Source organism: Shewanella sp. KX20019 (assembly GCF_016757755.1).
Classification (GTDB): domain Bacteria; phylum Pseudomonadota; class Gammaproteobacteria; order Enterobacterales; family Shewanellaceae; genus Shewanella.
The window spans coordinates 3,045,124-3,058,741 of record NZ_CP068437.1 but is presented as its reverse complement, the minus strand read 5'-3'; the positions used below and the strand labels follow the sequence as shown (position 1 = coordinate 3,058,741).

The 13,618-nt window shown below is 43.0% G+C and carries 12 protein-coding genes; all 12 read right to left on the bottom strand.

Features of this window, described 5'->3' with window-relative positions:
* Positions 1-39: 39 nt before the first annotated feature.
* The 12 genes from JK628_RS13445 to JK628_RS13390 all read right to left on the bottom strand — a co-directional run bounded on the left by JK628_RS13445 (position 40) and on the right by JK628_RS13390 (position 13,377).
* Positions 40-3,201 carry an efflux RND transporter permease subunit gene (locus tag JK628_RS13445; RefSeq protein WP_202285147.1) on the bottom strand — a complete coding sequence of 1,054 codons (3,162 nt, stop codon included), beginning with the start codon at positions 3,199-3,201 and terminating at the stop codon, positions 40-42.
* Positions 3,201-4,370, bottom strand: coding sequence for an efflux RND transporter periplasmic adaptor subunit (locus tag JK628_RS13440; protein ID WP_202285146.1), 1,170 nt, complete (start codon positions 4,368-4,370; stop codon positions 3,201-3,203). The genes JK628_RS13445 and JK628_RS13440 overlap by 1 nt, the downstream gene beginning before the upstream one ends.
* Before the next feature lie 172 nt (positions 4,371-4,542).
* Complete coding sequence (locus JK628_RS13435; protein ID WP_202285145.1) at positions 4,543-5,385, bottom strand: energy transducer TonB; 843 nt, start codon at positions 5,383-5,385, stop codon at positions 4,543-4,545.
* Positions 5,382-5,786 carry a biopolymer transporter ExbD gene (locus JK628_RS13430; RefSeq protein WP_202285144.1) on the bottom strand — a complete coding sequence of 135 codons (405 nt, stop codon included), beginning with the start codon at positions 5,784-5,786 and terminating at the stop codon, positions 5,382-5,384. The genes JK628_RS13435 and JK628_RS13430 overlap by 4 nt, the downstream gene beginning before the upstream one ends.
* A complete protein-coding gene (locus JK628_RS13425; protein WP_202285143.1) occupies positions 5,770-6,174 on the bottom strand; it encodes an ExbD/TolR family protein in 405 nt (134 codons plus the stop codon). The genes JK628_RS13430 and JK628_RS13425 overlap by 17 nt, the downstream gene beginning before the upstream one ends.
* Positions 6,171-6,800, bottom strand: coding sequence for a MotA/TolQ/ExbB proton channel family protein (locus JK628_RS13420; RefSeq protein ID WP_202285142.1), 630 nt, complete (start codon positions 6,798-6,800; stop codon positions 6,171-6,173). The genes JK628_RS13425 and JK628_RS13420 overlap by 4 nt, the downstream gene beginning before the upstream one ends.
* A gap of 51 nt (positions 6,801-6,851) precedes the next feature.
* Complete coding sequence (locus JK628_RS13415; protein WP_202285141.1) at positions 6,852-8,180, bottom strand: histidine kinase dimerization/phospho-acceptor domain-containing protein; 1,329 nt, start codon at positions 8,178-8,180, stop codon at positions 6,852-6,854.
* Positions 8,173-8,850 carry a response regulator transcription factor gene (locus JK628_RS13410; protein WP_202285140.1) on the bottom strand — a complete coding sequence of 226 codons (678 nt, stop codon included), beginning with the start codon at positions 8,848-8,850 and terminating at the stop codon, positions 8,173-8,175. Before JK628_RS13410 ends, JK628_RS13415 begins: the two co-directional genes overlap by 8 nt.
* 212 nt (positions 8,851-9,062) lie before the next feature.
* On the bottom strand, positions 9,063-11,141 hold the full coding sequence (locus JK628_RS13405) for a TonB-dependent receptor domain-containing protein (RefSeq protein ID WP_202285139.1): 2,079 nt from the start codon (positions 11,139-11,141) through the stop codon (positions 9,063-9,065).
* A gap of 264 nt (positions 11,142-11,405) precedes the next feature.
* The gene (locus JK628_RS13400) at positions 11,406-12,206 is read right to left on the bottom strand and encodes a DUF4198 domain-containing protein (protein ID WP_202285138.1); all 801 of its coding nucleotides are present in this window, start codon (positions 12,204-12,206) and stop codon (positions 11,406-11,408) included.
* 113 nt (positions 12,207-12,319) lie between these two features.
* Complete coding sequence (locus tag JK628_RS13395; protein WP_202285137.1) at positions 12,320-12,841, bottom strand: DUF2271 domain-containing protein; 522 nt, start codon at positions 12,839-12,841, stop codon at positions 12,320-12,322.
* Between the two features lie 5 nt (positions 12,842-12,846).
* Positions 12,847-13,377 carry a PepSY-associated TM helix domain-containing protein gene (locus JK628_RS13390; RefSeq protein WP_202285136.1) on the bottom strand — a complete coding sequence of 177 codons (531 nt, stop codon included), beginning with the start codon at positions 13,375-13,377 and terminating at the stop codon, positions 12,847-12,849.
* Between the last annotated feature and the right edge of the window lie 241 nt (positions 13,378-13,618).

Below are 13,618 nucleotides of genomic sequence, written 5' to 3'. Positions count from 1 at the left end.
TTACACTTTAATCAACGCTCACGTTTAAGTAAAAAAGTGCTAAATGGGCAAATTCAACTCGAGAGAATTCTGAGAGTCCTGCTGCTCTTGAGTTTTATGCCGTTGATGCCAACGCTCACTCAGCAAAAATACCGCGGGCGCAAAAATCAAAATAGTGGCCATTGAGAAGAAGGTACCAAAACTTAAGCTGATCACCATTGGGATCAGGTATAGCGCTTGAGTAGATGTTTCAAATAACATAGGCGCTAAACCCAAAGTCGTGGTCATAGCAGTGATAACCACCGGCCTAAAGCGTCCTAAGCTGCTATTAATAATTGCCGTTTCAATATCACCACCTTGACGTAAGTGTTGTTTTATCTCTAATAAGAGCACAAATGAACCATTAAGCACCAATCCTGATAGCGCTATCATGCCAAACAGGCTCATCACGCTAAAGCTTTGCGCTAGAATAATATGTCCAAGCATCGCGGCGGCTAAGCACAGAGGGATCACGCTCATGATTAAGATAGCGTCAATGATATTCTTGAAATAGATAGCCAAGAATGAAAAAACGATAAACAGCGCCAACAATATCCCTGTCATTAGTTGGCTATTCACCTTTCTTTCAGTACGAGCACTGCCGCCTAACTCTATCTCAATATTTGGATATTTTTGCCTTAACTCAGGAATAATTGAATCAGAGATCTGCGATGTTATTAGCGCAACATTAGCAATGCTGCGAATAAAGCTCGCGCTAACTTCAACCTGTTCAACACCATCAACCCTGTCGATCTGTGTCGCTGACAAAATAGGAATAATTGTCGCGACTTGCTTTAGCAAGACTTGTTCACCCGTTGGGGATGTAATGAGTAACTCTCCTAACTGATTTGCTTTGAACTGTTCATTGCGATGGCGCATTACCCTAATCTTGAGCTCTTCGCTATTTAGGATCTGTCGTTTAACTTCATCGCCATAAAAACTATTGCGCAGCAAAGCTCCTAAACTATTACTGTCAAACCCCAGCATGCTACCGCGAGCATTAATGTTTAAGGTGTATTCACGCTGAGCATCGATAAGACCGCTATCAATATCGGTCACACCCTCTATATGCCTCAGTTGCGACATTAACTCGAAAGTCGCTTGCTTTAACACCTCGCTGTCGCTGGCACCTAACTCTATCGATAGCTCCTTACCGCCGCCGGGGCCCACTTCAAAATCGAAGAACAGTGATTTTATACCCGCCAGTGGCCCTATTTCGTTGCGCCAAGTATCAACCAGTTCACGTGCGCTATAGTCTCGTTTTGTGTCTTCAACAATCTGAAAGGTCGTTGCTGCGGAGTTAGCCCGAATAGATACCATAATGTGCTTATAGCTGTCGGGTGCATTTAAGCGCTCGAAGGCGCGTACACCTGCGGCTTGTACGAGCGCCATGGTCTTCTTTTTGTCAGCCAATGCAGAACCTGCTGGGAACTCAACCTCGGCATCAATACGTTGTGATTCGACCTTGGGCACAAACCCAACGTCAACACGCCCAGAATTAACCCAGCTAAACGTCACTAAAGTGATAGAGATAAAAATAGCCAAAATGGTTAAAGGCTGACGTAGGCCGTAACGCAGTACTTTATTGAAATGAACATCTCTGAGCCTTTCAAATGCGTTAAAACTCTTCTGCTGTATTTTACTGATGAAGTTCAGTTTTTGTGGCTTGTTAAGCTGTTTTAAGTGATGGGGTAATATCAATAATGCCTCGATTAAGGAGACGATGAAGATAGCAAAAATGAGTAATGTCATGGGTTTGTACATCACGCCAAGTTCGCCGGGCACAAACAGCAGCGGTACAAAAGCGATGATATTGGTAGCCACAGAAAAACAAACGGGCAGGCTCATTTCTTTGACGCCTTGTTTAAGCGCCATCTCCATTTCACAGCCTTGCTGAACCTTTTGATAGATGTTTTCTGCAACAATTACCGCGTCATCGACTAAGATCCCGAGGGTGATAATAAACGCAAATAGCGTGACCATATTGAGCGGGATATTGAGTATTGGCATAAAAGCGAGTGAGCCAATGATGGCAATAGGCACCCCCATACATACCCAAAATGCCAAGCGCATATCCAGAAATAGCGATAGCGCAATAATGACCAATATCATACCAATTAGGCCATTATTTAATAATAGATCGATACGGGTTTGAAAAGAGTGTGCTTGGTCATCCAGTACGATAATTTCTGCATTTACTGCAAGCGTCTGTTGATATTGAGTAACAAAGTCTTGTATCTCAGCGCTGAGCTTAAGTGGTTTGGCAGTTTTGCTTTGGTAAATAACCAGCATAGCACCTTGTTTACCGTTGATTAAAAAGGGCGCTTCTTGCTGAGAATAGCCAAAACTAACTTTGGCTATTTGACCTAGTCTTATTTCAGCACCATCAACTAGGGCTTTAATCTTAATTTGCTTGAATTGGCTAACTTGGTCTTTTCGACCAAGTGTACGAATGAGCACATCGCCAGCATTAGTACTGATATTACCTGCAGAGATATCGGTGACCTCTGCTGCAACTTTTTCAGTGATGTCAGCAAGCGTAAGCTGGTATTGATAAAGCTTATCTTGGCTGATCTCAATAATGATCTCTGGCTCTCTGACGCCCGCTATTTCAATCTTGGCAATATCAAACTGGGTTAACAGTGCTTTTTTTAACTCTGTTCCTTGTTGCCTTAGTTCAAGCTCTGAAAGATCGCCGTAGATACCAAATTCAACTAAGGAATCAAGCTCTTCGACTAAGGATATTTGCAGAGGCTCCATACTCGCCGGAAAGCTGTTTATGGCATCGAGATCATTTTTAACCTCGGCAATCATGCTATTGGCATCGACACCGTCATTGAGTGTCAGCACAATATTTGCCTCCCCCTCCATAGCGGTGGCAGAGAGTCGATCAATTTGGCTATTTTCTCTCAGGCTATGTTCGATAGGTAATACAATACCTTGCTCTATCTCTTTTGGTGTTGCGCCAGGGAAGCTTGCACTAATCGCAATTTCATCGACGCTAAATGACGGTGATGTTTCCTGCCTAATATCACCATAGCTGTAGATGCCAAGCGCGAGTATCGCAACGGTAAGCAAGTTAACGGCGACAGGATTATCAATCATCCAACTTATGAATCTATTGATGAGAGAACGCGAATTTGTTGGAGGTTGCGAATGATCTGTAGAGGTTTGCTGGCTCATTAGAGTACCTCCACAATGTTAACGCTTAAATTGGCTTGTGGAGCATGTATTTTATTGCTGATGATCTGTTCACTTTCACTTAAGGTGTTGATGATCACTGCACTGGTTCTATCTTGATGTAAGATGCTCACGGGCACTTGTTTGAGAGTACTGTTGGCTGTCACCAACCAAATGTGATTATCATCGATGGCAGATAGCGGTATCTTTAACGTATTTACTATGGAGGGGAATAGCAACTTCGCCTCGACAAAGTCACCTATAATCAATGGGCTAAGATCATTAGCTGCAGGTTGATATTCAGCGAACACTTTTTGTAGCTGAATATTATTTTCAAGCATGGGAAATACATGGCTGATTTTAGCGTTAACAGTACGTTGAGTATCGGGTTGGTAGAGCGAAACGGCTTGGCCTATAGTGACTTTTGATGCTAGTTCTCTCGGTAGATAGATAGGGACTCTTAGCTGACTAATGTCGACTAGCTTGGCTATTTCGTCGCCTTTGACTAAATAATCCCCTTCAGAAACACTTTTAGACTCAACAAAATAACGCTTGTCACTGTGCCAGTGACTGCGTATTAGATCGCGCTGAGCTATGGTTTGCGCATGTTGTGCAATCGAGAGTTGGGCTCTGGCTTGGACTAGTTGCGGCTTTCTTAGTAGGAGTTCGAGGTCCAGCTGCCATTCATTTTCATTAAAGTCCTTCTGCATCATTTGATAGTCTTTCTCTGCAATGCGTTGCTGGCCTAGCTCTAATGAGAGTTGAGCGCTGGCAATCTCAACTTCGGCTTGTCGCTGCGCCAGTAATGCGGATAGATCGGATGCGTCTTGCTGAAAAATATTATCATCTTTATTGAGTATTCCACCTGCAATCACATTGTCAGCAAGGTGACTGAGTAGGCCTTCAACTTGGGCTGTTAACGTGAGTTTATTTTTAGCCATAACCGTACCGTATGCGGTGTAGCTTGGAGTGAACGCCCGTTGTTTTACGTCAATCACATTGACACTGATAACCTGTTCACTGTCTGGCTTTACCGCTGCAGACGGCGAGGTAACTTGTAAAATATATGCAGTTAATACCGCGACGATGACCAAACACAATGGCAGGTACTTTTTAAATGTCGCTGGGTAGCCCAATTTATCGAGACTATTTTTATCATTTGTGGCAGTCATTTTGTTACCTAGGTTAATCACACTTATTTGCACTGGTTCAATGAGCCCGTTGTGTCTCATCATTCATTAGCCAGTAAGCTAACTAAATTGGTGTGAAGGGAATGTCAAAATAGGACATCGGATCTGAAATTTTTTGCGCTGGCATGTTGTGATGTTAAATATTGAACTAGAGTCAACTGGCTAATGTGTCTAACGAAAACTCCAGTGTTAAGGTGATCTGTTTCGGAAAAGAGAGCCTAATTTGTTGCTCCGCAGCAGGTAAGTGAATACGGCGGAGTAATTTGCGTACACTTTTATTGAGATACTTACTCGATGACTTTTGCAGCAATTTTATATTTTTAATATCTCCCTCGGCAGTTAAGGTAAAAGCCACGGTTACGCTGCCTTGATGACGGCGTAATTTAGCCTGCTTAGGATAGTGTTTGTGTTTTAATATCTCTGTTCTGACAAAGTTTATATATTGATTGGTTTTGTGCTCATTGGGGTCAATAACTTGGCTGTTTTTGTTGCTAGCATGACGATTAGTCTCTATTGCTGTGACAGCTCCTGACACCGATAAGACGGCGGAAGTGTTCATTGGCGCAGTTGATGTCACTATTGCTTGTGTTGCTAACGGCTTATTACTGTTTGAGGTGGTTATTGATGTCACCGATTGTTTGGTTATGGCCTTTTTTCTATTTTGGGCTAACTTTCTCTGGGGTTTAGTTTTTACCGGTTTATCAGTAACTTCTCTAATTGGCGATCGCTTTTGCACTATTGCTGAGTTTTGTGCCTTGGTGTCCAATATCGCAGACGCGTTAGTTTCGCTTGGTGGCAACTCTGGCAGGCTTTGCTGCGCATCAGCGCTATCGGATGTTTGCTGTTGGCGGGAAAAAGATATTTTTGTCACCGAATATGCCGCCGTTGGCGTAGCCGATGGAGTTGTATGCAGATCACACAACAGTTGCACAAATACTAGCGCATGAATGATGACTGCAATTGTTATGGCAGCCCATGTTGCCGCTGGAGGTTTCATTTAATCTGACTTTTGTCTAAACGAGTAATCAAGGAGATATCAGCGATATCGAGTTGCTTTAGCTCGGTAACGATATGTTGTAATTTCCCCATTGTGAGTGAAGCATCAACAGCCACATATAGGCTTTTATTGCTGGGAAACGCAGCTTGAAACTGCTCAAGTCTTAATCGTTTTTCATGGTAATAGCACTCACCCGTTAGCGTAACGTAAAGCCAGTTATCATTGGCTTCGGTGAGTTCAGAGTGTTGGCTTTGCGTGGTCAACATCTGCAACTCAATCTGTTGCTCGGTGTCGATATGCCCAACCACTAAGAAGAAAACAAGCAATAAAAACACCACATTAATTAGCGATAACATGGGCTCAATGACGGGGCGTGAGCTGATCTCAGCGTTGATTTTCATTGGGGATTATCCACTCTACAATATTGGTATAACCGTAACTTAATAACGTCTCTTTTACGGATACAAACTGCTGTGCAGTAACCGTAAATTCAATATTAAGATTAAGCTTAACGACAGTGTTAGGCGGAACTAGCTGGCTAAAGTTAACCAGGCTGTAACTCTGCTTTTGATACATAATATCGCCGGTTGTCATTAAGGTTATATCAACCTCTTTTTGTGGCTTTGAGCTGTTAGCTTGGTTATTTTTTTGCGATAAATAGAGCTCTAACGACTGATAGGACGTCATTTTTGTCACCAACATGAAAAAGATTAGCAAGATAAATACCACATCAATTAACGGGGTTAAGCTTATTTGAGGCCGAGTTTTACTTGCCATTTTTAATTTCATGAGAAGGCCATACGAGTCGATGGTAGAGAGCTGTAATCGGTCAGCAGATGTTCCATGGCCGCACTATGTTGGCTAATGATATTGTCAAAAAAGTGCCATGCGGCGGTCGATGGTATGGCAACGATAAGTCCCGCTGCAGTGGTGAGTAATGCTTGGGATATTCCTCCCGACAACATTGCAGGGTCGACCTTAGTGCCTGCTTGTTGAAGGTTTTGGAAGGCATCAATCATCCCTAGTACAGTGCCGAGCAAACCGATAAGGGGCGCCAGTGCTGAGATAACTTCAAGAGGTCGCATTCCTTGCTTGAGCTGCATAATCTCCTGTTCCGCTTTTATGGCTACTTTGTCTTCGAATGCTTGTCTATTAATGGCATTAGGTAAGATGGCGTTACAAAACTGTATCAGTCTAGTGGCGGGGTGGTTTAAGCGTAGGTGTTTGTCAGTAAAGGTCATTTTTTCTATGGTTGACATTGAATTTAACCAAAACTGATACTCGCTTTGTTGATTAAAGCCAAACTTAGCGAAGCTAATCAGTTTATTGATTATTAGGCTCAATGAGCTTACTGATAAACCGATAAGCAGCCATAGGCACCAGCCACCTTGAATTAGCCAATCTGGAGAGTTCACTGTATGTCCTTTTAAATAAATGAGATGTAAATGGGTTATGTTGCTAATTTTTTAATTAGAAACTGGTAGTTGTATAGAGTCATTGAAAGTCACAATGACTCTATATCTATGCTCATTTTTGTTTATTGTCAGCTGGCAACGTAAACACTCGGCAATTCGGTTTATGATCTCAGTGCCATAACCAAACCCAGGCGTTGAAGTGCTTAGATCTTTAACGATGTCATTATCAATCAGTAACTGATTGTCACTTAGCGTGATCCGTACCAATTTGTTAGATGAGGCGAGGGCATTGCGCAGTAGGTTATTGATCAATATGCCTAACAGTGCAGCGTCCGAGCGGACCATGCCATCGTGACAGATCAGGAACTTTGCTGGCGTTGCGTCGCTCGGATTTGAGGAGTCTATTTTGTCTAGCTCGTTGAAAATGGCTTGGCGTAGATTAACCGTGCTAAGACTGGCGTTTTGTTGCTCACGCCCGAGTAAAAGGAACGTCTCAATTAGCTGCACCATGTTGCTGGTTGCTCTATCAATTCGCGACAGCGCCGTGGCTTTAGCATCTTCGCTTGCATGCTCAAGTTTGAGCAAACTCATGCAATTACCAATAATTGCGAGCGGTGTACGTAGCTCGTGGCTAACATGACGCGAAAACTGCTTTTCTCGGTATAGGAATTGTTTTGCCCGCTCAATAGAGGCGGTAAAGCTGCGGCTGAGTGTGCCTATTTCGTCGGCACGATTATGGCCTACCAGAGGGAGCTGGGGTTCCGCTTTACTCACTTCCATAGTTAAGCGTTTTAGGGGCGCTGCAATTTTTCGGCCTAGAATAATCGAAACCATGATGCCAATTAAGCAAATGAGGATCGCTACCGACGCTAGCCCGACGATGATGTCTGGGGTACTTTCGTCTAATTTAGAGGCGTTAGTTTCGTCATAAACTAAATAGAGGCTGATATTGCGACGGGGAAGCTTGGATACTAAAATTTGGGCATCTTCAGGCTGGAATTCATGAAACCCAATAGAGAGCGGGGTGAGATACGCTGGAATATTGGCCGTAATCGAACTGTAAATGTGCAATTGTGGACGGCTTTGCTTGAAATGTTCGATTAGTAGATTGATGAGCTCTTCATCTGAGACACTGCTCAAATCTTTTGGCAACATGGCGCGGTGTTGAAGATCTACTGTGTTCGATTGAAGTTGCAACTCTATTGCATTGAGTTCTTTGAGTACTTCCACTTGTGCATTCTGTAAGTAGATCTGCGCGGCTTGGTTCTCAATTTCATGTACGGCATGAAAAAGTAAATAAGCATAAACTGCACACAAGATACTGGTATACACCAGAAAAGTAGCGGTCAGGACATGGTTAAACTTGTCAACTTTAAACAATCTGATAGCCCTTTGCATAAACCGTGCGGATAACCGTTTTTTCAAATGCGACTTCTAATGTTGCTCGCAAGCGGTAGATATGCGTGCGAAGAGGATCACTTTCTGGTGGCACTCCATCCCAAATAGCTTGCTCTAGCATCTGCCTTGAAACCACGTTGGGATAGTGTTTTAGCAGTATGGTTAAGATATGCATTTGTAGACTTAATAAGCGCACTTGTTTCCCCTCATAACTTACTAATGACTGGTTATGATCTACCGTTAAACCTGCGATTTTCTGGAGCCCAATATCACGTCTTGGCCCTCGAGAGAGTAAGGCTTGTAAGCGCAGGTGCAGCTCCTCCAGTGCGAAGGGTTTTACCAGGTAGTCGTCGGCACCCGCTTGAAAACCAGCTTTTTTGTCTTCTAGAGTATCTCTAGCGGTTAAGAAGATAACCGGGATAGGGTTAAACAGTTCATGGCGCAGTTTATGGCACAGCTCTAAACCACTCATTTTAGGCATGGCGACATCAAAAATAACGATGTCATATTGGTTGCTTTCTAGTAACTGCAGTCCCGCGGCGCCATTAAAAGCAAAATCAACACCATATCCAAGTGCGCTGAGGTAATCTGCAACAGAGCCAGCGAGTTCGTTATTGTCTTCAACGAGTAACACCTGTGATTTTTCAATCATTTTTAGCCATTCCACTTCTATAGTATCGATTATTAGGCACGCTTTTGTGAACGCGGTTGCGGTTGAACCGAGTCGCTTACTTTCCGTTTGGAACGGAAGCCTAACACTAAGCTTGTCAATGAAATGTCAACGTTAATGAGAGTCGTTTGTATTTAGTTGCCCGCAGTCAATAGATGCTGCGGGCGGAGGTTGTTAGGTATTAGAACCGTCGTTTAGAATTGGTAACTCAGCTGCAAATTAATTGAACGACCCTCTTCATAGTATTCATTGACAGGTTTTTCAGTGCCATCACGCTCAAAGTCCAGTTGATGGGCGTAGGCTTTGTCGAATAAATTAGTGACCGAAAGCCTAGCAACAAGGCCGTCAATGCTCATTGGGGTATAGCTGGCGTAGAGATCCATGGTGAACCAAGCATCAAAACCTGCTGCGGGGATCTCTTCTATCACCCCGTTTTCGCCCAACTGCTGTGTTGGTACTTTGTCATGGGTCAATGCGTAGGTCGCTCGAGTACCGATTAAAAGGCTGTCGTTGATCTTGGTATCAATATTTAGGTTGAATTTGTCCGATGGTATATCAGCTAAGTACCAGCCAGTGGTCATATCGGTGCCACGTGTTTGACCATAACTCAAGCTCATATTCCAATCATTGAGACTGTAGCTTGAGACAAATTCAAATCCTTCTAGCCTTGCTTCACCGATATTCACTTTGACCCCATCTGGATAGTTTTCATTGTCGGTGTAAGCGGTACCTATATAGTCTTGAATGTCATTCCTGAAAATATTAACTCGCGTGGTAAAGCTGTCTTGCTCGCTAAAAAGTGCTTGGGTGTCCCAAACTGCACCAATCTCTTTATTGTCTGCTCGTTCAGATTTTAAATATGGATTGGGTTTAAAGCCTCTACCAGAAGTAAATAATTCGCCATTTCGCGGAGCATTAAGCGCTTCGGCATAAGAGGCAAACAGGGTGATGTCATCGCTTAAGTAGTAGTTGAGGTTAAGTGACTTTGATAAACGGCTTTCACTACGGCCATCTCGCAATAGAGGTTGACCATTTGCGTCAACGGCATTGGCTGACTCAATATAAAACTGGTCGTAGCGTAACCCAGGAATTAACTCCAGCGACTCTGTTATGGGCAATTGGTAATTGACCCAAGCGGCTAACTTTCGACTGGCAGTCGTCGCTTCATCTGTAGCGCTATCATCAGTAATTTCACCTGTGTCATAGTCTTTATCATAGATAAGGCCATCATGATCAGTGAAGTGTCCCGATACGCCATAGTGCAATAGCGTGTCTGTTGTTGCAAAACTGAAGATACTGTCATTGCTGACTACAAAACCAATGCTACTATCTTTGATATCTTGTATTTGTTCTGCTGAACGACCTTGCTCTGCACTGTAGGAATCTACGCCATTGTAGTAAATAGTTGTATTAAGATTAAGGTATGGGTTATCAGATCCGCTGTCTTCCCAAATAAGTGAAGCGCCAGTGTACTGTTCATCTCGGTAGCCAATGTCGTTACGCACCTGATGTCCATGGGTGTCATCGAGGTTCAGTGTGAATTGTAATCGTTGGTCTGTTGAGAATTGGTGTCCCAATTTGAATAAGCCACTCTGTTGACGGCCTGATGTTTTGTAATAGCTGCCACCCCCTCCGATCTCATAGGCATCTTTATCCATATAATTACCAGAAAGTAGGTAATCGGTCGCACCACTTTTACCAAATATCGTTAAGCCAGAATCTTGCTGGGCATTGTTGCTGCGATAACCTAAATCTACCTTTGCTCCAAACTTCTCATCCTCACTGAGTAAGTCTAATGCTGAGATTGTGCTGATACTAATTTTTCCGGCAGCCGCGCCAGAACTTGGGCCTGCAGTGACTTGTATGTTGTTGACCAAGTTGGGGTTCAGGTACCAACTACCGCGTTTTGAGGCGTAGTTACTCTGGTAGATCCCATCAATAACAACATAAGCATGTGATTGAGGTAGACCACGTATAGTGATGTTTTGATTACTCGATGATGGACCGCCCTGTATATCGACATTTGGAATGATCTCAAGTGCATTTGGAACGTTAGTTGGGCTCAAATTTTGTATGGTGTCTCTTGAAATTGCATTAACTGACTGAGTCATTGTTAACGGGTCTTGCTGCTCTTCAGCTTGAGTCGACACGGTTATGTTATCAAGACGATAGACTGTTTCTGAGCTTCCTTTACTCTCTTCAGCTTGGGCTGTTTGGCACGAAAAAGCTAAGGCTATACAGCTGGCGATGTAAGTGACTTTTAATGGTTTCATAGTTGATACAGTTCCGTTTAATGCAAATGATAATTGTTATCATGTTGAGTTCGGCGTGAGTATAGTGTTGCAACTGTGAAGCAAAGTTCATCTGCATCGATAAAATATCATTTGATTTTATTTCTGTTGTTACTAACGAAATAGGGCGCCTCGGGAAGATGGCGCCATAGTTAATAGGGGAAGCGTTTCGCTAGAGAGTGTCGGCAACAGGTGCCCATAAAGAGGCTAGTTAGCCACTCTCTCGTTAGCGAGAGGTACTCAAATTTATTGCACTACGTCAAAGCTTCTAAACAGTTCAATAGATCGTTGATCGGCACCTTTATCGTTTTTTAGCTCTATTGCATGCTCAACTGCAATGATATAGCGCCCAGTGTTAGTAGGCGTAAACTCAACTTGGCCGTTGCTATTGGTGAAAAGCTCTACTTCTTCAAATTCGTTGTCATAGATGCTATTCATGCTTTTGATGGCAAACTCTGCATTGGCCAGTGGCTGATTTTGGTATTTCGCGGTAAAGCTAATCTTGTCACCGACGGTAAACATATTTGGGTGAATAGAGCTGGTAAGAGTGATCCCTTCTTGCTGGATAACTTTGGGCTCTGAAAATCCGTTATAACTGATGTAGGTTTCGGTTATCATCTGTTTTTCTACGGTTTTCTCAATTTTTACATTATCAGGCAATTCACTGTAACGGCTCTTAGGCAGCCTAACCTTGTGCTCCTTCCCTGCAGCATCATGATAAAATGTGAGGAATACTTGGGTCATTGGGCTTCTGAAGTAATAGGTTCCAGCTTCTGAAAAGTCTTGTTCGAACACCTCTTTATTTTGGCCACTAAACGCAGTATTAAGTTTGACAGTGGCTCCTGTTGGTGAAAGCACGTTTAGGTACTTAACTTGGTGATTAGCTTCTGCAATAAATGCATCAGCTGAGCGAGCGACATCCAAGCTATAAACAGTTTGTTCGTCTGAGTTGAGTTCAAAACTACCACTGTTTATCCATACTTCATGTGCTGTGACAGGGGTGCATACCCCAGCGATGAGTAGGGCGTTAACGATTACTTTTTTCATTTTAATTCCATAGAGTGAATAACTTTCTCAATTCTATGTTTGCTGCCGTGAACCAAATATCACTGAGTGCACATCTAAACATAAATGCAACTACATGCTTGAACTTAAATTGCTTAGCGGTATTCAACGCAGAATAGGTTGACCTCTTTAGTGCCGTTAATACAGTTTCTGCTTGGTTGCTTTGCTGCCATGCTAACCTCTAGTAACTCTCTTGTGCCATTTTCTCTTACGACTTCGAGCCAATAACGATGTGTTTCAGTCGCTGCTGTAGCCGGAAGTTCAAAGCTGAACTTGTGGCTGCCCGACCTGACTGTCGCTGAGGTTATGCCATCTAGCTTTTCACGTTGGTAACGGGCGATATAGCGCCAAAATGATTTGAGATCCCTTAACCATTTGCTATCTGCTCTAAGCACTTTAAGCGGTGTGTATTGCTTATTGGGTAGGCTATACCAAAGGGCCAGATAAGGTTTTTCTGTGAGCATATTAAACTGGCTTAAATTAACTTCAATCAACAGTTTATTACTCGAGGTAATTCTGGGGGCATTGCTATCAGCTTCGCTAGCCTGAGCAGCTAAAGCCACAGGTGATAGCAGTAAAAACAGTGCATTGATAAGGTATTTCATTGTGAGGTTCATATCATTTAGACCATGGTGATGAGTGCAACAGCACTCGCTGCGAGTATATATAGATAACGTTGACGCTGTGCTTTGTGCTTTAAACTTAGCCAAGTACCACTGATGCAGATGAGCATGATGATGCACGCGATAACATCAGAAATAATGGTCCAAATAGCAGGGCTATGCCTATTTTTGTGTAGTTCATTGAGCATGGCGATAAAGCCAAAATCCGTTTTTATTAGTTCAATCAGGTTATTTTCATCATCGATATAGAGATCAACTCGCTTGCCTGCCGTTGCTATTGTTAGTTCATGCGTATTAAGCAGTAGCGCCGCTTGAGGATCTGATAGTGCGATGCCATTTAATGCTAGTGCTGTGATATAAGCGTTAGGATTAGCGCTCGAGACTGAGATGTGTTGCTGCTCAACAGTCGCGTCAGTTGAGAAAAGTGTTGGATGATTTAAAGTGATGGCAGTGAAGCAGAACAAAAATAGAAATGAGAAACAGATAAGGGAAAGGTAGATATGTATTTTGCGTAGTAACTTACTATTCATAGTATTGTGTGATCAGTGTTGTGTAATGACTTTACGGCATGGCAGGTGGAGTGATTCTACACAGAGAAGTTCAAGCAATGATCAACCTGACGGTCGATTTTGAATTTTATTGTTATTGTGTGGATGATAGAGAGCGGCGCGAATAACGACCGCTATCACCTATTGATCATAAAGAGCAGCACCTTTAGCACAGAGCAGGCCGATTCTTAATAAAAAAACCTACCTCTCTGAAACGAGCATC